This is a genomic window from Kitasatospora sp. Ki12 (assembly GCF_054601375.1).
The window spans coordinates 43987-62567 of the sequence record NZ_BAAIHT010000004.1 but is presented as its reverse complement, the minus strand read 5'-3'; the positions used below and the strand labels follow the sequence as shown (position 1 = coordinate 62567).

Here is an 18581-nt window from a genome sequence, read left to right as displayed (position 1 = left end):
AACGGACATGGGCGGGCGTCAGCATCCCGTGGCGGACGCGGCACTCGGGGCGGAGGCGACGGCCCCGGAGGACCCGGCGGACGCCGAGGGTGCGCCGTGGACGCGCGCCGACGCGCTGCTGGCCGTCGGCGCCTGCACCATCGACCTGCTCGGCTACCTGGTGTTCACCGGGGAGGCCGGTGACCACGGGGCGAGCCTGACGGGCTTCCTCCTGGTCACGCTGTCGGCCCTGCCGCTGCTCGCCCGGCGCAGCCGCCCGGTCGCGACGCTGGCCGGCGTCCTGGCGCTCCAGTCGGCGGCCGACCTGTCCGCGCCGGCGAGCCCCCACTTCGGCGCCGCGCTGGTGGTCGCCCTGTACTCGGTGGCCAGGGCCCGCACCGTCCCGGAGACGGCGGCGGCCTCGGCGGTGACGTCGGTGCTGACCCTGCTGAGCCAGAGCCACCTGCGGATGCCCGCCTGGCAGGCGGCCGTCAGCGCCCCCGTCTCCGCCCTGCTCGTGGCCGGCGCCGGGCTCGCCGTGGCGCGCTGGCAGCGGGAGGTGGCGGCCAACCGCACACTGCTGGCCGACCGCGCGGTGGCCGACGAACGCCGGCGCATCGCACGGGAGTTGCACGACATCGTGGCGCACCACATCACCACCATGCAGCTGATGGCCGGCGGCGCCCGGGCCAACCTCGCCCACCCGGAGGTGGTCCGGGAGGCCCTGGTCACCCTGGAGTCCTCCGGGCGACTGGCCCTGCGGGAGATGCGCCAGCTCCTGGACGTCCTGCGGGTCGGCGACGAACCGGACACCGCCCCGCCCTCGCCCCAGCCCGGGGCCGAGGACCTCGGGCGGCTGGTGGACGAGTCCCGGGTGGCCGGCCTGCCGACCGACTTCGGCGTCCACGGGCCCCGCCGCCCGCTGCCGCCCACCGTCGGCCTCACCGTGTTCCGGATCGTCCAGGAGGGCCTCACCAACGCCCGCAAGCACGCCGGGCCCGCCCGCGCGGCCGTCACCCTGACGTACGGTCCGGACCGGGTCACCGTCGAGGTGCGCGACGACGGGGGTACGGCGGGCACGGGCGCCACCGCGCCGCAGGAGGCGGCGCCGGCCGGCGGCCGCAGCGGGTACGGCCTGATCGGCATGCGCGAGCGCGTCGCCCTGCACGGCGGCACCCTGCGGACCGGACCGCGCCCGGAGGGCGGCTTCGCCGTCCTGGCCGACCTGCCGCTGGCACCGGAGGAGACGGCCGACGCGGCCGTCCAGCACGGAACGGCGGCGGCCCGGTGAGCGCGTACAGCCGGAACGACGGTGGCCCGGCGGGCGGGGACGGCCGGAAGGACGGTGGCCCGGCGGGCGGGGTGGCACCGGGCATCCGGGTCCTCATCGCGGACGACCAGCCGCTGGTGCGGCGCGGCCTGTCCCTGATCCTGTCCCCCGACCCGTCCATCGAAGTGGTGGGCGAGGCCGAGAACGGGGAGCAGGCCGTCACCGCCGCCCGCCTGCTGCGCCCCGACGTCGTGGTGATGGACATCCGGATGCCCGTGCTCGACGGGGTCGACGCGACCCTGGAGCTGGCCCGCGCCCTCCCCTCCTGCCGGGTCCTCGCCCTCAGCACCTTCGACATGGACGAGTACGTGGTGGCCGCGCTGCGCGCCGGCGCCCACGGGTTCCTGCCCAAGGACGTCTCGCCCGAGGAGCTGGGCGCGGCGATCCGCACCGTCCACGCCGGCGAGGCGGTGGTCGCCCCTCGCCTGCTCACCCGGCTGATCTCCACCTACGTCCGGGCCCCGCTCGGCGCCCCGCCGCCGGTCACCGACACCGGCGGGCTGACGCCCCGGGAGGTCGAGGTGTGGCGGCTGATGGCCACCGGCCTCGACAACACCGAGATCGCCCAGGCTCTGGACATCAGCCTGTCGACGGTGAAGAACTACATCACCAGCATCTTCGGCAAGCTCGACGTCCGGGACCGCGCCCAGGCGGTCATCGCCGCCTACGAGTCCGGCCTGGTCACCGCCCGCACGGGAGGCGGGTAGCGGGGCCCCTGCGGCCGCAGTCCGCGCGGTCAGGCGGACAGCGTCTCGTGCAGGGCGTCGAGGCCGTCGGCGTAGATGCCGGTGAACGGGTCGACGGCCTCCTGCTCGGTGGCGCCCTCGGGGTTGAAGCGGCCGGACCACTGGACCTCGGCGACGCCGCCGCGGCCGGGGACGGTGTGGACCCGCAGGGTGGAGACGTAGCCCGCCACCGGGAACGGGGCCCGGAGGATGGCGTAGCCGTAGTCGCGCCCGGTCTCCCGGGTTCTTCCGCGGGTGAGGGCGGGGCGGTGCTCAGGCGCCGTCGGGGAGCGGGGCGGCCGGGCTGACCAGGCCGGCCGCGCGCAGATCCTGCCAGAACGCGGCCGGGACGGCCTCGTTCAGCGCGGCGGTGTCCTCGGCGATCCGGCTCGGACGGGTGGCGCCGGGGACGACCGCGACGGCGGCCGGGTGGGCGAGGGAGAACTGCAGCGCGGCGGCCTTGGTGGAGACGCCGTGCCGCGCGGCCAGGGCCTTGATCCTGCCGACCCGCTCGACGATGTGCGCCGGGGCCTGCTGGTACTCGAAGTGGGCGCCGCCGGCGAGGACGCCGGAGCTGTAGGGGCCGCCGACGACCATGTCGACGCCCTGCTCCCGGGCCGTCGGCAGCAGGCGCTGCAGGGCGTGCTCGTGGTCGAGGAGGGTGTAGCGGCCGGCGAGCAGGAAGCCGTCGGGGCGCGGCTCGTCCAGGGCCAGGGTCAGCTCGATCGGCTCGGTCTTGTTGACGCCCAGGCCCCAGGCCTTGATGACGCCCTCCTCGCGCAGCCGGGACAGGACGCGGAAGGCGCCGGTGCGGGCCTCCTCGAACTTCTGCAGCCACGCGTCGCCGTGGAAGTCCTGGGCGATGTCGTGGACCCAGACGATGTCCAGGCGGTCGGTGCCCAGCCGTTTGAGGCTGTCCTCGACGGAGCGCTCGGTGGCCTCGGCGGTCCACTCGTGGATCATCCTGTTCGGGTTGCCGTGCTCGAACAGGCCGCCCTTCTCGCCGAGTTCGCGGGCGGCGGTCTCGTGCTCGTCGAGGACGACCCGGCCGACCTTGGTGGACAGCACGTAGGAGTCGCGGGGCTTGGCGGAGAGCACCTCGCCCAGACGCTCCTCGGCGAGGCCGGCCCCGTAGAAGGGGGCGGTGTCGTAGTAGCGGATCCCGTGGTCCCAGGCGGCCTCGACGGTGGCGAGGGCCTCGACGTCGGGGATCGCGCGGAACATGTTGCCGAGCGGAGCGGTACCGAAGCCGAGCCGGCCGGGAAGCAGGTGGTGGAGGCTCATTAGGAGCTCCCTTTCGTGCGGTGTGGTGAGCCGCTCGGCGTCTCCCCCCACGCCTTTGCGCAGCCTTGCTTGCACACGACAGTACTTGCATGCGCAGACTAATGCAAAGGCCGACTATAAGCGCCCGGAGGCAGACGGAGGGGAGCGGAGGGGCGGGAGGGGAAGCCGGGAGCAAGGGGTGAGCTGAGGGCTGAGGGCTGAGGGCCGGGGGCTACCGCGCCCCGCGTGGCCGGCTCAGCCTCCGGAGCGCCGCCCTGAAGGACATGCCTCGGTCGCGCCACATCATGCCCGTGGACGCGCCCAGGATGATCACCACGCCGATCGCGATGAAGAACGACATCAGGGAGAAGACCACCCCGATCGGCCCGTACTCGTCCTCGTTGCCGACGACCATGTCGGAGAAGGTGAAGTGGAAGACGACCAGCATGCCGGTCCAGAACGCGGCGGTGGCGACCGCGCACGGCACCAGCCGGCGCCAGGCGACCCGCCCGGCCAGCAGGAACCACATGGTGAACCACCAGAAGCCGACGCACGCGACGACGGTGGTGATCCACCACAGCACCGGCAGGTTCGCGTGGAACCGGCGCCCTGCGACGGTGCCCAGGGCGATCCAGCCCACCACCAGGGCCAGCCAGACCAGCGCCCGCAGCCGGTCCCAGGGCTGCCCGGGCAGCTGGAACACCCGCTGGTACAGCTGCTGGATCGAGACGGCGGTGGCCAGGCCGCCCAGGACGAAGAAGACCCACGACAGGCCGGTGACCGCCGACGAGGTCGTCGCGGAGGAGGCGAACAGGTGCCCGATGTCGGCGGCCGCCTGCGGGCTCAGACCCAGCCGCCGGGTCAGCCCGGCCACCGCCGACCGCCCGGCCAGGGCGGACACGACGAGCAGGAACGGGACCGCGCACAGCAGCAGCGTGGCGGCCAGCACCATGGCCTGGCTGAGGAAGTCCACCGCGTCCAGCCGGCGCCACAGGTTCTCGGCCCAGGAGCCGGAGTACCTGGCCTGCCCCCACTCGGCCGCCCGCCGGGCCCGCCGCCCGCCCGCCCGCCCGGGCGCCCTCCCGCCCGCCCGGCCGGCCGACTCCGGGCGTTCCGCTCCGGGCCCGGCCGCGGGCTCGGGCTCGGCGCCGTGCCCATCGTCCGGCTCTCCCGATGTCCTGTCCCTCGCGCGCATGGTGCATCCTCCGATGACCGCGCGGACTCGCGGCCGACCGGGCCCGTCACACCGATGACGGCACACGGTGACGGCACACCCGCCCGGAGCCGCGGTCCTGTGTCCGGTCCCGCATCCGGTCCTGCATTCACCGTCGCACGGCGGCCCCCGCCGCGCCCGGGCCAGGATGCGCCCCGACGACGGCACGGCGGCGCACCGGGCGCACCGAGCGGACAGGCCCGAGACGAGACCGTGCCGGACGGCGCGTCGGCGGCGCACCGAGCAGGCGGGCAGGGCGGGGCAGGCCGCGCCCCCTACTGGCCGGCCGTCTTCGGCACCTCCAGCTCGGTGTGGTGGACGGTGAAGCCGCCCCGCAGGACCGGGGCGAACGGGGCCGGCGCCATGCAGGTGCCGACCACCGGCTGGTACAGCTTGCCGTCGGCGCCCACGTCCAGGTTGCCCACGCCCCAGGAGAACCCGAGCCGGCCGCCTTCGCGCCCACCGCCCTGGTAGACGCTCAGGCCTATTCGCTCGCCGACGTTGCCCACGTCCGACCTGGTGACGACGGCCGTCAGCGTGGCGACCGGGCCGCCGGTGCTCAGGCAGTCCACCTCCGCCTCGGCGCTGTAGGTCTTCCCCGTGCTGCTGTCGCGGTGCGAGTAGCGGACCGAGCCCCGGGCGTCGGTGGGCAGCCCCTCGGCCGCCTTGGTGCCCGGGAAGCGGTGGGTGTACGGGACCGCCTGGGCGTCGACGGTGAACCAGATCTCGTCGTTCGGGGAGAAGGCGTACGAGATCCGGGCGGTGCCGCTGACGCTCGCCGGACGCCCCGGACGCCCGTCCTGCTGTGCGGAAGGGCCGGAGGTACCGGAGGTGTCGGTGGCCGAGGCCGGGGCGATCCCCGTGAGCGCCGTGAGCGCCGCGAGGGCCAGCCCGGCAGCGGCGGCACCCCGGGCGGCACGGACGCTGACGCGGGCACTGGTACGGATGCGGAACATGGTGGGCTTCCCTCCTCCCGGCGGCCCGGGCGGCCGCCGTCTCGATGCCCCAAGAGTGGCCGTCGCGCCCCCTCCCGCACATGTGCCGATCGGCATAAAAGTCCTGCTCTCCCGGGTGTTCTGCCCTGCCGATCGGCAGGGCAGAACACCCGGGACGAAGCCGCGATCGCCTCATGCCCGCGGACGGCACGGGCCCCCTCGGTCGGCTCGTCGCGGTCGAAGCCGTGGACGCCCTGCGGCATGTCGACCAGCCGCACCGGCGTGCCGTGCGTCCGTGCGTCCGTGCGGCGGCCAGGAACCCGTCCACTGCCCCGGCCACCTCCGGACCTCCCGGTCCACCCGGCCCCCGCTGGCGTCGGCGCCGACCGGAAGCACGAACTGACCCGTGCGGCGGACGACCGGGTGCCCGGCCGTGCACCGACCGGCCATCGCCAGGCCGGAGTTGCTCTGCGACGGTCTGCGCGAGGCGTACGCGCCGGCCGCCCCGGCCCTCGCGGCGGGGCACCGCCCGCCGTCGGGGGGAACGGCGCTCGACTGCTTCGTCGCGGCGCACTCGCGCTCCCACCGCCGGCGCGAACCGCCCGCCCGCCATCCGGCTACTGGGAGTTGGCGGGCGAGCCCTCCCCCACCCTCGACCCGGCGGACGCCCGGCTGGGCGAGGCGCAGCCGCTCCGGCGCCTGACGACCCGCCGGAGCTGCGCGGTTCGCACGGCCTGCGCAGGAAGTCGGCCCGTCCGACTTTCCGTGCGACGGCCAGTGGGCCCGGTTACACGGGGGCGTCGTGGTCGAGCCTCGGCGTCTGACGGCCCCGGCCCTCGGCCACGTGCTCCGCCGGACTCCGCTGCGGGAGGACGTCCGGGGCGGTCGCGGAGAGCGCGTGGGCCTCGTGCAGGGTGCCGGCCGCGGCGGCGTTGTCGTTGTCGACGAGCTCTGCCATGGCCAGGTCGGTGAGGGCCCTGACCAGGCGACGGGCACCGGCCGCGGGGTCCGTCGCGTGGAGGCGCCGTTCGATGTCGACGCTGCGCCGCAGCCGGGGGATCGTGGTGCGGGTGTAGGTGTGCGGGCGCTCGCCCAGGACGGCGCGGCGCAGGTCGCACCGCCGGGTGAGGGTGCCGAGGGCGGCGAGCAGGTCACGGTCCTGCGGCAGCGGCGTGCGCGCGGCGGCGGTGCGCTCGGACCTGCCGGTGATGGCCTCGACGGCCCCGACGAGGGCGCCCAGTCCCGCCTCGAAGGAGGTGCGCGGGCCGAACGACCAGTGGTGGATGCTCACACCCAGCAGCGGCTGGAGGCGTTGGCCCGGGTCGACGCCGAGCGGTTCCGGCGAGTCGGCCGCCGCCTGCTCGTCCCGTCCCCCGGAACGGGCGAACAGCGCGGCCCGGACGGCTTCGTGGAAACCGAAGTCGCCGCTCTCCCCCCGGGCGGGCAGGTTCTCGGCGGCCCGTGCGGCCTCCGCGAGCAGGGGGTGGACCCGCGCGGGGTGGCCGAGGTCGTCAAACCACAGCGCGGCACCGGCCGTCCGCAGGGCCGTGACGGGGCTGGGGGCGCGCCGCGCCTGCCCGCCGCGCCGGCGGACGACGGCCTCGCCTTCAAGGAACTCGCCTTCGAGGGCCGCGTGTTCGACGGCCATGGCTTCCTCGGCGCGGCCGGCGAGGCGGAGCAGCACCGTGAGGTCGAGCAGCCGCCACATCAGGTCGCTTCCGCCTTCCCCGGTCACGGCCCGGGAGCGGTCGGCCACCGCGCGGGCGGCGTCCACGGCCTCGTCGAACCGTCCTGCCTCGGCGAGGGCGTGGGAGAGTTCGGCGCGCAGGACGGCGGCCCGGCCGAGGTCCGCCACCGGCCGGGCCTCCTCGGCGCGCCGGGCCAGGTCGGACGCCTCGTACCGGGCGGCGAGGGCGAGGTCGTGGGCGCCGGTGCGGGAGTACGCGTGGGCGAGGGAGGACACGGCGGAGGAGGCGGGGCCCAGGTGTTCGACCGCGCCGTCGGCGACCAGGGCGCGGTAGATGTCGGCGGCCTCCTCCATGAGGCGGACGGCCCGCCCGGGGCGGACTCCGGGGCGGACCGCCAGGCCCCGCAGCGCCCGTGCCAGCGCGGGCAGCCCCGTGGCCGGGTCGGTGCGCGCCGCCTCCCGGCAGCGGGCGACCGTCTCGGCGGTGACCGGTTCCCGCCTCATCCGAGCAGCCCCTGCGGGGCGTGGTCGGACGGGGCTTCGCACATGGTGGTCACACGGTTCCTTCCGAGCCGGGGACGCGGCGTTCTCCCACCCGAACGCCCCTCCCCCGCTCCGGGTTCCGGCCGGCCCGCCGGGTCCGCGCGCGGGAAGTCGGACGGGCCGACTTCCTGTGCGCGGGCCCGGCGGGTCGTCAGGCGTGCGGCGCCTGTCGTACGCCGCGGGACGGGCCGGTCGGCGTCCGCACGATGTGACGGCATGACGGCATGACGGTAGGACGGTATGACGGTTGATGGTGCGACGGTTGACGGCCGGGCGGCGCCGGTGCCAGCATCGCGAGGTGACTGATGGCCCCGGCTCTGTGATCCGCATCCCCACCGGCTTCTGGCAGCGTGTCATCCTGACCGTGGTCGGGGCGGTCTTCCTCCTCCTCGCGGTCGTCGAGCTCACCATCGGGGCGTGGGGCGCCAGGATCCTCGGTGTGGCGATCGGGGTGCCCTCGGTGGTGATGATCTACCGGTCGCCGCGGCTGGGGGTGGTCGTCGACGACGGTGGGATCACCAACCGCTCGCTGGAACGCACCCGGCGGATCCCCTGGTGCGACATCGCCTCGGTCGAGCCGGCCCGCGCCGGGTCCGCCGCCCCCTCGACCACCCTGGCCCTCACGACGGAGGGCGGCGAACGGATCGTCCTGGACAGCCTGGCCGGCTACGCGACGACCGACGGAGCCGCCCGGCTGGAGCGGACGCGGGCCCGGATCGAGGCCGTGCTCGCCGCCCACCGGACGGGCTGCGCGGACTGCGCGCACGCCGCCCCCGTGTAACCGGACCCACTGGCCGCCGCACGGAAAGTCGGACGGGCCGACTCCCTGCGCGGGCTGCGCGGACCGCGCGGCTCCGGCGGGTCGTCAGGCGCCGGAGCGGCGGCGGTAGGTGGCCACCAGGACGCCCGTCTTGCCGACGACGCGCATGGGTCCGCTCCTTCGGATCGCTCGGGATTGACGCGGTGGGACCGGCGGCCCGGCCGGGTGCCGTCGCCCCCGGCCGGTCAGGGGACGGGCCGCGAGAACCGATGGCCGCCGTCCCGCCGGGAGGCTTGACCGGCGGCGAGCGGCGGACACGGCGCCGACCCGACGGGGAGGATCCCGTGGAGGACCCGCAGTTCACCGTCCTGCTGCCCACCCCCTCCCCCGGCGGCGCGGAAGCGCTCAAGGCCGTCCGCGCCGTCACCGGGCTGAGCCTGTGGCGCAGCCGGCAGCTGCTGGATGGCGTGCCCGTGGACGACCCTCCGGTGGACGGCGTGCCCATGGCCGGCGTGCCGGCCGCCGTCCGGTGTGGCTGGTGCCGGCGCACGCTGCCCGGCGACGGCTCCCCCGTCGATCCCGGGCCCTGCGCGTCCGTGTACTGGCCCGCCGCCCACTGCCCACTGCCCACTGCCCACTGCCCACTGCCCAGCCAACGCGGTAACCGGGTGCGACTGTTGCCCCCGGCCCGGCCGGGCACCACGGGGCCGACGGGGCCGACAGGGCTGACGGGGCCGACGTCCGGTCAGCGCTTCTGCCACCACCGGCGGCGCGGTGCCTCGGCCGGGGCCGTGCCGTCGGGTGCGGGGCCGGTGAAGGGGGGCAGGGCACGGAAGCGGTCGTCCAGGACGGCGGTCGCGCCGACCCGGGCGAGGGTCTGCCGTACCAGGGTCAGCGGGTGGGTGGGGAAGTGGGCGTCCCATTCGGGGAGGTCGGCGACGTGGTACGGGAGCGGGGCGCTCAGTTGCGGGTCGTAGGGGTGGGGGCGGAAGTAGGTGTCGAAGCCGACCCGGTCGGCGACGACCGCCTCCCGCATGCCGCTGACCGCTCCCTCGGCGGCCTGCACCTTCAGGACGACGCTGCACCGGTCGCGCGGCACCGTCCATGCTCCGACGAAGATCTGCCCGGGGCCGGACGGCCTGGGGATCTTGATGAGCTGCCACAGTCCCGGCACGCCGCCCAGTTCGCGCACCTCGGCCTCGATCAGGGCGGCCCCGCTCCGCGCGGTGTAGCGGGCCAGTTCGCGCAGCAGCCGCTCGCCCGCGTCGAGCGGGGCCACCAGGTCCGGGACGATCGCGAAGTCGTGGACGGACAGGACGACTCCCCGCTCGTCGTCCCACACCCGGTCCGCGCTCCCGGCGCCGTCCTCGTCCTCTCGCGGGACGAAGCCGGCCAGGTCCAAGCTGATGATCGCACTCATGACGGCCATCCTTCCGCCTCGGGCCGCCCGGGGGAAACCTCCTCCGACGGACAGCCGTGGTGATCACCACGGTCCGGACGCGGGAGAATGGACGGGTGACCGGCAGTCAGCTCCCCCGAGGCATCACCGCCCTGATTCCCAGCGCCCCCACCACCGCCACACCCGGTGAGCGGGCGGCGTCGCAGCTCCTCCACCTGCGGACCGTGGAGGTGCCCCTCCCGCTCCTGGCCGCGGCCGTGGAACTGATCGCCCCGCAGCTGGAGAGCGCGGACCAGGTAACCCGCGAGGCCGCCGCCGACGTCCGCGCCCGCCTGCTCGCCGCGCTCGACGGCGCCGGGCCACAGGCCGTCCGGCCGGGCGCCGGCTGAGGCCGACGGGCCGGCTGAGGCCGACGGGCGGGCTGAGGCCGACGGGCGGGCCGGGGGGTCAGCCTGCCGGCTGGTACAGGGATGAGGGCGCACCGGCCCAGCAGCGCAGCGCGTCTTCGAGGCCGGCGGTGTCGGCACTGTCGCAGGCCCACGCGACCACGCCGTCCGGGCGGACCAGCACCCCCGTCGGCGTCGCCCGGCCGCTGTCGGTCACGGCGCGCACCCGCCCGGACCAGGGCGCGGCGAGGCGGGCGAAGGCGCCGTCCGGGGTGCGGTCGAGGAGCAGGAAGCCGCCGTCGTGGCCGTGGTCGGCCAGGCGGGAGCCGTCGGCGAGCGGCAGGTCGGGGGCGGCGCGGCCGGTCAGCGGGTGGTCGCCGGGCAGGTCGAGGCGCTGGGTGACGCCGGAGATCTTCTTGACCGCGTGGGTCGCGCCGTCCCGGGTGGCCAGCAGGTCGGCGAGGACCTCGCGCAGCGCGGCCGACTTGGCGTCCCCGCGCAGCACCCCGGTCTGGGCCCGGGTCCAGTCCAGCACCCAGGCGCCGAGGGGGCGGCGTTCGGCGTCGTAGGTGTCGAGCAGTCCTTCGGGCGCCCACCCGGCGACCACTGCGCCGAGCTTCCAGCCGAGGTTCATCGCGTCGCCGACGCCGAGGTTGAGCCCCTGGCCGCCGAACGGCGAGTGCACGTGCGCGGCGTCGCCGGCCAGCAGCACCCGGCCGGCGCGGTAGGCCGCGGCCTGGCGGGCGTTGTCGCTCCAGCGGCTCGCGGGGGCGCGCAGCGCGGTCAGGGTGACGTCGGTGCCCGAGACCCGGCGCAGGCTGGCCTGCACCTCGTCGAGGGTGACGGGTGTCGAGCGGTCGGCGGGGGCGCCGTCGAACTCGACGGTGACCACCCGGCCGGGCTGCGGCCCGCAGCGGTAGGCCCCGCCGGTCGTCCAGGTCCATCCGTCGGCGAGTTTGTGCGGTTCGGCGATGTCGGCGACGGCCATGCGCCCGGTGAGTTCGGGGTCGGTGCCGGGGAAGCCGATGCCCGCGAGGCGGCGCACGGTGCTGCGTCCGCCGTCGCAGCCGACCAGCCAGCCGGTGCGCAGCGGGCCGGCGGTGGTGTCGACGAGCACGCCGTCGCCGGTGTCCCGGAGCCCGGTGACCTCCACCCCGCGGCGCACCGGTACGCCGAGCCGCGCGACGTGGGCGGCGAGCAGTTCCTCCAGTTCGCGCTGCGGCACCATCCGCGCTCCGTCGACGGCGGTGTGGGCGGCGAGGTCGGGGTCGGACCAGTCGACCAGGGCGGGGTCGAGGACCATCCCGGCGAAGTGCCCGGTGAAGCGCGACTCGCGCGCCGGCCGGTCGCCTTGGCGGTCCTCGGGGGTGCGGACGAGGGGCCCGAACCGCTCCAGCAGGTCCCGCTGCACCCGTTCGGCGGCCGGCAGCAGGCCTCGGCGGTCGAGCGCCTCGGCCGTCGGCACGTTGATCCCGCCCGCCTTCATCCCCGTCTCCGGCTCGGTCAGCCGTTCGAGCATCTGCACCCGTACGCCGCAGAGCGCCAGTTCCGCGGCGAGCACGAGGCCCACCGGTCCGGCCCCGACCACCGTCACGTCCGCGTTCGTCTCCGCCACGTCCACACCCTGCTCCACGTCCTGGCCCACATCCATAACGAACAGTGTTCCATAAACGAACGGCGTTCGCATCGAGCTATGATGGCCGGGTGAACCCGAGAGAGCGACGCGAGGCCCGCCACCAGCCACCGAACCCCGAGGCCGGAACCGCCCCCAGGCCACGCCGCCGCAAGGCCCCGATCACCGTGGAACAGGTCGTCGACACCGCGCTCGGCGTCATCGCCACCGAGGGCTACGAGGCACTGACCATGCGTCGACTGGCCGGCGAGCTCGACACCGGCCCCGCCTCGCTCTACGCCCACGTGGTCAACAAGGCCGACCTCGACGAGCTGCTCATCGGACGGCTGTTCGCCGAACTCGCCCTGCCCGAACCCGACCCGGCGGCCTGGCGCGAACAGCTGCGCGACGTGTGCGCCGGGATGCGCGACCAGTACCTCCGGTATCCCGGCATCTCCCGCGCCACGCTCGCCGCGGCGCCCACCGACGTCGAGATCCTGCGCGTCGGCGAGGGCCTGCTGGCGATCCTGCTCACCGGCGGCGTCGCCCCGCAGGCCGCCGCCTGGGCCGTCGACGCCCTCCTGCTGTACGTGGCCGCCTACTGCCTCGAACTGTCGATCGCGCACCAGCGCGCGGCGCACGAGGACACCGCCTGGGTCGTCGACCGCGACGAACTGCTGCGCCGCGTCACCGCGCTGCCCGCCGCGGCCTTCCCCCACACCACCCGCCTCGCCGCCGAACTCACCGCGGGCGAGGGCCACGACCGCTTCGACTTCACCCTCGGCCTGATGATCGACGGCCTCGCCTCCCGTTAGGGCCCGTCCTCAAAGCGCCTCAGGGCGTCACGGTGTCCCCGTGGCGGTGCACCACCCGCCACTGCCCGTCCTCGCGGCGGTAGACCTGGGTGGCCCGCAGCGTGTAGCTGCGCGGGCGCCCGTCGACGGACACCGTGACGTGCTCCAGGGCGACGGTGTGGGCCATGTCGCCCACCACGTCGGCCGCCAGCAGGTCGAAGGCGTACGAGGTGCCGTGGGAGAAGCTCTCCTCCAGGAAAGTGAAGAGGTCGTCGACCTCCTGCCGGCCGGTGGCGTTGCGCCACGCCCCGAACAGGCTCACCGGTTCCCTGCGGGACCACAGGGCCCGGCGCGGGCCCGCGTCACCGTTGTGCAGGGCCACCTCCGCCGCGCGCAGGTCGGTCCCGACCCAGCGCAGGAAGTCGTCGTGGTCGGTCATGCCTCCATGATGCGCCGCCCCGCCCGCCCCGGCCCGTCTCCCGGGTCCTCGCCGCTCCCCGGCCCCGGGCTCAGCCGCGGGCGGCGGCCTGGCGGGTGCGGCGGGCGAGGCGGTGCAGGCGCTGGACGGCGACGAAGCGGTGCATCCGGTCGGCCAGTGTCAGGCGGTACTTGAGCCGCAGCTGGCTGCTCAGCCCGGCGATCCGCTGGGGGCCGATGGCCGTCAGCAGCCGGCTGACGTGCTGCTGGTAGGCCTCGCGGTAGGCGCGGTCGCCGTCCGGGACGGACCAGAAGAACATCGGGATCTCTTCGACCAGGCAGTTGCGGTCGTAGGCGCTCAGGTGGTCGGCGAACACCGGCTCGGGGCGGGCGAGCAGCCATTCCCGGACGAGCTCCATCGAGCGGACCCGGTCGACCAGGCCGCGCGGGTCGGTCTTCTTCTGGGTGATGGACAGGTTGCCGTCCTCGCGCACCCGCCAGTGGTAGACGGGCTCGGAGAGCACGTCCACCCGTTCGGCGAGGAAGTGGTGGGGCACGCTGACCGGGGCGTCCTCGTACAGGATGCCCTCGGGGTAGAGGATGCCGGCGGTGTCGAAGAAGGAGCGCCGGTAGACCTTGTTCCAGGCGGTGCGGTCGGTGACCAGGGCGGGCAGTTCGCTGACGTGGGTGCGCAGCCGGGTCTCGCGGAAGGCGCGGCGGTGGCCGTGCGAGGGGGTGAGGCCGGTGGTGCGCAGGCGCAGCGCGTTGCCGGTGCAGAAGTCGGATCCGGTCTCGTCCAGCGTGCTGATCATCAGCTGGTAGGCGTGCGCGGGCAGGGTGTCGTCGCTGTCGACGAAGGCCAGGTACTCGGTGCCGGGGGTGAGGTGGCGCCAGCCGGTGTTACGGGCGGCGCCGAGGCCCTTGTTCTCCTGCTGGACCAGCCGGAAGCGCCGGTCCCGGGCGGCGTACTCCTTGGCGATGACGGGGCCGTCGTCGGTCGAGCCGTCGTCGACCAGGACGCATTCGAAGTCCTCGAAGGTCTGGGCCGCGATCGAGTCCAGGCACTCCCGGAGGTAGCGCTCGACGTTGTAGATCGGGACGACGACGGACAGGCGGGGGGCCATCGGGGGCCTTTCGCTCAGGTGCGGACGGGCCGGGCGGACCGGACGGGCACGCACCGACGGCGGCCGACCACCGGCAGTGGCCCGAATGTAGGGACCGCACAAGGCTGCTGGGTTAACGGGTGGTGAGGTGGAAGCTGCGGATCAATGGAGCAGGCGTGCCCGGGGTCAGCCGGTCGCAAACACTAGCGCCCCGGACGAGGGAGCAGCCCGCGAACCCTTGACGCCGACCGTTGACACCACCCTCTGAAGCCGACACCGTACGCCATTCCCCGCCGGGCGGTACGGGGCAGCGGAGGGCAGCCTGGGAGTACGGCGGCACCGCCGGTGCCGGTCGGCCGAGGAGCGGGCATGGGCGACACCGAAACCGACACCGACGTCCTGGTCGTGGGGGCCGGACCGGTGGGCCTGACCGCCGCCGCCGAGCTGTGCCGCCGCGGCGTGCGGTGCCGGATCGTCGACCGGCTGGACGCCCCGCAGCCGTACGCCAAGGCGGTCGGGATCCAGCCCCGCACCCTGGAGGTCTGGGACGCCATGGGGCTGGTGCGCCGGGTCCTGGACGAGGCGGTGCCCCTGCTCGGCCAGCTCTCCTTCGTCGACGGCGCCCCCGGACCGACGCTCGGACTCGACCTGCCCGCCGAGGTGCCGTACCGCTTCGCCGCGCTGCCCCAGAACGCCACCGAACGGCTGCTCGCCGAGCACCTGGCCGGCCGCGGCGCCGTCGTGGAGCGCGGCACCGAGGTGCTCGGCCTGACGCAGGACGCGGACGGCGTGCGCGTCACCCTGGCCACCCCCGGGGGTCCGCGCGAGCTGTCCGCCCGCTGGGTGGTGGGCTGCGACGGCGCCCACAGCACGGTGCGCCACGCCGCCGGGATCGGCTTCGGCGGCTCCGCCTTCCCCGAGCAGTTCATGCTCGGGGACGTCGAGCTGGACTGGGACCTGCCGCCCGGCTACGCGGTGCGGGCCACCCGCGGCGGAACGCGCGACGGGGCCCGCGGAGCCCGCGACGGAGCCCGCGGCACCGCCGACGGAACCGCCGGCACCCCCGGGGAGACGCTGGTGTGCGTGCCGCTGCCGGGGCGGCGCCGCTACCGGGTGTCCATGACGGTCCCGCCCGAACTCGCCACCGACGCCGACCCGGTGCGCGGGGTCGCGCACGGCCTGGAGGGCGGCCGCGCCCCCGAACTGCGGCACCTCCAGCAGGCCCTGGACCGGCTGTCGCCCCGGCCCGTCACCGCGTCCGCGCTGCGCTGGTCCTCGGTCTTCCGGATCAGCCACCGCCTCGCCGAGCACTACCGCGCCGGCCGGCTGCTGCTGGCCGGCGACGCCGCCCACATCCACCCGCCGACCGGCGCCCAGGGCATGAACACCGGCATCCAGGACGCCTGGAACCTCGCCTGGAAGCTCGCCCTCACCGTGCACGGCGCCGCCACCGCGGACCTGCTCGACAGCTACCACGCCGAACGCCACCCGGTCGGCGAGGAGGTCGTCTCCCGCACCGTGCGCCACGCCCGCGCGGGCTTCGACACCGACCCCGCGGACCCGGCCACCCCGCTGCTGCGCGAGGCCCAGCTCCTGGTCGGCTACCGCGACGGCCCGCTGACCGAGCCCGCCCCGGGCACCGACCCGGCCCCCGGCGACCGCGCCCCCGACTGCCCCGGCCTCACCCGACCCCTGACCGCCTACCCGCAGCGCCTGCACGAACTGCTGCGCGGCACCCACCACGTCCTGCTGCTGGCCGCGGGCCCCGCCACCGACGCGCCGACCCTGCACGCCTGCGCGGCGGCCGCCCACGCCGCCGCCCACGGCCTGCTCGACGCGTACGCCGTGCTCCCCGCGGAGTCCCCTGACTCCGCCCACTCCCCCGGCGCTCCGGACGGCCTACGCCTGCCCGTCCTCCGCGACACCGGCGCCGCCTACCGCGCCGCCTACCGGCCCGGCGACGGCGAGGCCCTGCTCATCCGGCCCGACGGCTACCTCGCCGCCCGCCTGGCCGCCGCCGACCCGGCCCGCCTGGTGGCCCACCTGCGCCGCACCTTCGCCCCGGCCTGACCGCCCACCGACCCTGACGTTGCGTCACCTCCCGCCCTGGAGCGACAACCGCCATACCAAACAGCAGAGTTGACGGTCAGTCGGCCACCACGCCCCGCAACCGGCGACCGGTGGTGCCCGAACCGCTGCCTATAGTTGGGCGCCATGAGCGACCCGCGCCCCACCTCGGCCTTCCACACGGCCAACGTCGACCCCGCGGCCACCGACCGGCTGACCGCCGCGCTGGACGTCCAGGCCGCCAATCCGGGTGTGCGGCGGCTGCGCGCGTGGGCGCACGAGCGGCTGGCCGCGCGCCCCGGCGAGCGGGCGCTGGACGTCGGCTGCGGCACCGGCTCGGAGACCCGGGTGCTCGCCGACGCGGTGGCCCCGGACGGCGGCGCGACCGGCGTCGAACCCCACCCGGGACTGCGCGCCGTGGCCGAACGGCGCGCCGCCGAGGCCGGCAGCCCGGCCCGGTTCCTGGACGGCGACGCGCTCGCGCTGCCGCTGCCCGACGCCGGCGTCGACGTGGTCTGGTGCGAGCGCGTCCTCCAGCACCTGGACGACCCGGCGCGGGCCGTCGCCGAGATCGCCCGGGTGCTGCGCCCGGGCGGCCGGGTCGCCCTGCTCGACACCGACTGGGCCACCTTCATCCTGCACCCGGCCGACCCGGAGATCCGCCCCGCACTGTCCACCGCCGTCCGGGCCGCCGCCGCGACGCCGGACGCCGGGCGCCGGCTGACGGGCTGGCTGGCCGGGGCCGGTCTGAGCGTCGACAGGCTCGGCTCCGACGTCCTGCTGCACGACCCGCGCACCGTCAGCCGGCCGATCGTGCAGGGGATCGCCGCCGCGGCCCGCGCCAAGGACCTGATCACCGAGGAGCAGCGCGACCGGCTCCTGGCCGGTCTCGACGAGGCCGCCGGGCGGGGCGCGTTCCACCTGTCGGTGACGATGTTCGCCGCCGTCGCCCACCGGCCCCGCTGACCACCCGGCGGGCCCGCCCACCTGCCCCGACCAGGCGCCAGACCGGGCGCCCGAGCAGGCGTCAGCATGATCTTGCGAGGAGCCCCGGGCGTTTACGCCCGGGAGGAATCGCGTCCTTGGCCAGGAGGGGCGGAGCGCCGGAGCCAAGTGCGTTGTCAGACCCCCGCTGTAGCGTCGGTGGTGTGAAGCTCGTGACGCAGGTGAAGCTGATGCCGGAGGCCGACCAGGCCGCCGCGCTCCGGGCGACCCTGCGCACGGTCAACAAGTCGGCGAACTGGGTATCAGTGGTGGCGTTCGAGCGCGGGGTTCCGCGTGAGTACGAGTTGCGCAAGCACACCTACGCCGAGTTGAAGGCGCGCGGACTGGGGGCGCAGGCCGCGCAGCACGTCATCAAGAAGGTCCGCGATGCTTACACCACGCTCAAGGGCAACCTCAAGGCCGGGAATCTGGGCAAGCCGGGTTCGAAGCGCCGGGCCAGGGCCGAGTCCAGGCCCGTCGCCTTCCGGCTGGATGCCGCGCAGCCGTACGACGACCGGTGCCTGTCCTGGCAGTACGACCAGCGGACGGTGTCGATCTGGACCGTCGCCGGGCGGCTCAAGGGTGTGCGGTTCGTGTGCTCGCCGGACGCGCTCACGATGCTCCGCGAGGACCGCAAGGGCGAGAGCGACCTGATCGAACGTGACGGCGTGTTCTACCTGATCGCCACCTGCGACATCCCCGAGCCGCAGGTGTACGAGCCTGCCGGGTTCGTCGGTGTGGACCTGGGCATCGCCAACATCGCCACCACCTCCACCGGCTACCGGGCGGCCGGGCGCGGCCTGAACCGGCACCGCGAGCGGCAGCTCGACCTGCGGAAGAAGTTGCAGGCCAAGGGAACCAAGTCCGCGAAGCGCCTGCTGAAGAAGCGCGCCCGCAAGGAAGCCCGGCACACGGCCAACGTCAACCACGTCGTCTCCAAGACCATCGTCACGACCGCTGAACGCACCGGACGCGGGATCGCCCTGGAGGACCTCACGGGCATCCGCAGCCGGGTACGGCTCCGCAAGGACCAGCGGACCACTCTGCACTCGTGGAGCTTCCACCAGCTCGCCACCTTCGTGGAGTACAAGGCGAAGCGCGCCGGGGTTCCGCTGGTGTACGTCGATCCGGCGTACACCAGCCAGGAATGCTCCCAGTGCCACCACATCGACCGGAAGAACCGTGTCGATCAGGCAACGTTCGCGTGCCGCGCCTGCGGCACCCTGCTGCACGCGGACGACAACGCGTCCCACAACATCGCCCGCAGGGGCGAGACCGCGTGGACCTCGGGGCGTGAGTCACGCGTCCCAGCCACCCCATAAGGGGTGTCCGGACGGAGGAGGCCACGTGGCAGCCAGCCACGCCCTACCTCCAAGCCTGGTCC

The 18581-nt window shown here is 75.2% G+C and carries 17 protein-coding genes; 8 read left to right on the top strand and 9 right to left on the bottom strand.

Going from position 1 to position 18581, the window contains the following annotated elements; genetic code table 11:
• Positions 1 to 7: 7 nt before the first annotated feature.
• Both ACYP53_RS39785 and ACYP53_RS39780 read left to right on the top strand, forming a co-directional pair.
• On the top strand, positions 8 to 1270 hold the full coding sequence (locus ACYP53_RS39785; protein ID WP_189926260.1) for a sensor histidine kinase: 1263 nt from the start codon (positions 8 to 10) through the stop codon (positions 1268 to 1270).
• 71 nt (positions 1271 to 1341) lie between these two features.
• Positions 1342 to 2016: a response regulator transcription factor gene (locus ACYP53_RS39780; RefSeq protein WP_189926314.1), complete on the top strand. Its 675-nt coding sequence runs from the start codon at positions 1342 to 1344 to the stop codon at positions 2014 to 2016.
• Between the two features lie 29 nt (positions 2017 to 2045).
• On the opposite strand, the gene ACYP53_RS39775 is transcribed toward ACYP53_RS39780, so the two are convergent.
• The 5 genes from ACYP53_RS39775 to ACYP53_RS39755 form a co-directional block, all read right to left on the bottom strand.
• Complete coding sequence (locus tag ACYP53_RS39775; protein WP_459651205.1) at positions 2046 to 2363, bottom strand: SRPBCC family protein; 318 nt, start codon at positions 2361 to 2363, stop codon at positions 2046 to 2048.
• Positions 2308 to 3318, bottom strand: a complete 1011-nt coding sequence (locus ACYP53_RS39770) for an aldo/keto reductase (RefSeq protein WP_189926262.1) — start codon at positions 3316 to 3318, stop codon at positions 2308 to 2310. The genes ACYP53_RS39775 and ACYP53_RS39770 overlap by 56 nt, the downstream gene beginning before the upstream one ends.
• Before the next feature lie 211 nt (positions 3319 to 3529).
• On the bottom strand, positions 3530 to 4492 hold the full coding sequence (locus ACYP53_RS39765; protein ID WP_459651021.1) for a hypothetical protein: 963 nt from the start codon (positions 4490 to 4492) through the stop codon (positions 3530 to 3532).
• A gap of 293 nt (positions 4493 to 4785) precedes the next feature.
• On the bottom strand, positions 4786 to 5466 hold the full coding sequence (locus ACYP53_RS39760) for a hypothetical protein (protein ID WP_229929276.1): 681 nt from the start codon (positions 5464 to 5466) through the stop codon (positions 4786 to 4788).
• 766 nt (positions 5467 to 6232) lie between these two features.
• A complete protein-coding gene (locus ACYP53_RS39755; protein WP_459651020.1) occupies positions 6233 to 7636 on the bottom strand; it encodes a hypothetical protein in 1404 nt (467 codons plus the stop codon).
• Positions 7637 to 7973: 337 nt separating this feature from the next.
• Between ACYP53_RS39755 and ACYP53_RS39750 the strand changes: the two genes are divergently transcribed.
• A complete protein-coding gene (locus ACYP53_RS39750) occupies positions 7974 to 8456 on the top strand; it encodes a PH domain-containing protein (protein ID WP_189926271.1) in 483 nt (160 codons plus the stop codon).
• Positions 8457 to 9180: 724 nt separating this feature from the next.
• Here the strand turns inward: ACYP53_RS39750 and ACYP53_RS39745 are convergent.
• Complete coding sequence (locus ACYP53_RS39745) at positions 9181 to 9855, bottom strand: hypothetical protein (protein WP_459651019.1); 675 nt, start codon at positions 9853 to 9855, stop codon at positions 9181 to 9183.
• 95 nt (positions 9856 to 9950) lie between these two features.
• Between ACYP53_RS39745 and ACYP53_RS39740 the strand changes: the two genes are divergently transcribed.
• Positions 9951 to 10223: a hypothetical protein gene (locus ACYP53_RS39740; RefSeq protein WP_189926274.1), complete on the top strand. Its 273-nt coding sequence runs from the start codon at positions 9951 to 9953 to the stop codon at positions 10221 to 10223.
• Positions 10224 to 10281: 58 nt separating this feature from the next.
• On the opposite strand, the gene ACYP53_RS39735 is transcribed toward ACYP53_RS39740, so the two are convergent.
• On the bottom strand, positions 10282 to 11871 hold the full coding sequence (locus ACYP53_RS39735; protein ID WP_459651018.1) for an FAD-dependent monooxygenase: 1590 nt from the start codon (positions 11869 to 11871) through the stop codon (positions 10282 to 10284).
• A gap of 53 nt (positions 11872 to 11924) precedes the next feature.
• On the opposite strand from ACYP53_RS39735, the gene ACYP53_RS39730 reads away from it, so the two are divergent.
• Positions 11925 to 12647, top strand: a complete 723-nt coding sequence (locus ACYP53_RS39730; RefSeq protein WP_459651017.1) for a TetR/AcrR family transcriptional regulator — start codon at positions 11925 to 11927, stop codon at positions 12645 to 12647.
• A gap of 19 nt (positions 12648 to 12666) precedes the next feature.
• Here ACYP53_RS39730 and ACYP53_RS39725 read toward each other — a convergent pair whose 3' ends face one another.
• Entirely contained in the window at positions 12667 to 13065 is a 399-nt protein-coding gene (locus ACYP53_RS39725; RefSeq protein WP_459651016.1) for a nuclear transport factor 2 family protein, read from the bottom strand.
• A 70-nt stretch (positions 13066 to 13135) separates the two neighbouring features.
• Positions 13136 to 14167: a glycosyltransferase family 2 protein gene (locus tag ACYP53_RS39720; protein WP_189926282.1), complete on the bottom strand. Its 1032-nt coding sequence runs from the start codon at positions 14165 to 14167 to the stop codon at positions 13136 to 13138.
• Positions 14168 to 14515: 348 nt separating this feature from the next.
• On the opposite strand from ACYP53_RS39720, the gene ACYP53_RS39715 reads away from it, so the two are divergent.
• From ACYP53_RS39715 to ACYP53_RS39705, 3 genes are all read left to right on the top strand, one after another.
• The gene (locus ACYP53_RS39715; RefSeq protein ID WP_459651015.1) at positions 14516 to 16216 is read left to right on the top strand and encodes an FAD-dependent monooxygenase; all 1701 of its coding nucleotides are present in this window, start codon (positions 14516 to 14518) and stop codon (positions 16214 to 16216) included.
• Between the two features lie 144 nt (positions 16217 to 16360).
• Positions 16361 to 17179, top strand: a complete 819-nt coding sequence (locus ACYP53_RS39710) for a methyltransferase domain-containing protein (protein WP_459651014.1) — start codon at positions 16361 to 16363, stop codon at positions 17177 to 17179.
• A 182-nt stretch (positions 17180 to 17361) separates the two neighbouring features.
• Positions 17362 to 18519: an RNA-guided endonuclease InsQ/TnpB family protein gene (locus tag ACYP53_RS39705; protein WP_459651013.1), complete on the top strand. Its 1158-nt coding sequence runs from the start codon at positions 17362 to 17364 to the stop codon at positions 18517 to 18519.
• Positions 18520 to 18581 lie beyond the last annotated feature (62 nt).

Bases quoted from the DNA above. Each gene is read 5' to 3' on its own strand.
- ACYP53_RS39755 (WP_459651020.1), bottom strand. From the start codon at position 7,636: ATGAGGCGGGAACCGGTCACCGCCGAGACGGTCGCCCGCTGCCGGGAG.
- ACYP53_RS39760 (WP_229929276.1), bottom strand. From the start codon at position 5,466: ATGTTCCGCATCCGTACCAGTGCCCGCGTCAGCGTCCGTGCCGCCCGG.
- ACYP53_RS39745 (WP_459651019.1), bottom strand. From the start codon at position 9,855: ATGAGTGCGATCATCAGCTTGGACCTGGCCGGCTTCGTCCCGCGAGAG.
- ACYP53_RS39735 (WP_459651018.1), bottom strand. From the start codon at position 11,871: ATGGATGTGGGCCAGGACGTGGAGCAGGGTGTGGACGTGGCGGAGACG.
- ACYP53_RS39710 (WP_459651014.1), top strand. From the start codon at position 16,361: ATGAGCGACCCGCGCCCCACCTCGGCCTTCCACACGGCCAACGTCGAC.
- ACYP53_RS39715 (WP_459651015.1), top strand. From the start codon at position 14,516: ATGGGCGACACCGAAACCGACACCGACGTCCTGGTCGTGGGGGCCGGA.
- ACYP53_RS39725 (WP_459651016.1), bottom strand. From the start codon at position 13,065: ATGACCGACCACGACGACTTCCTGCGCTGGGTCGGGACCGACCTGCGC.
- ACYP53_RS39770 (WP_189926262.1), bottom strand. From the start codon at position 3,318: ATGAGCCTCCACCACCTGCTTCCCGGCCGGCTCGGCTTCGGTACCGCT.
- ACYP53_RS39720 (WP_189926282.1), bottom strand. From the start codon at position 14,167: ATGGCCCCCCGCCTGTCCGTCGTCGTCCCGATCTACAACGTCGAGCGC.
- ACYP53_RS39785 (WP_189926260.1), top strand. From the start codon at position 8: ATGGGCGGGCGTCAGCATCCCGTGGCGGACGCGGCACTCGGGGCGGAG.
- ACYP53_RS39765 (WP_459651021.1), bottom strand. From the start codon at position 4,492: ATGCGCGCGAGGGACAGGACATCGGGAGAGCCGGACGATGGGCACGGC.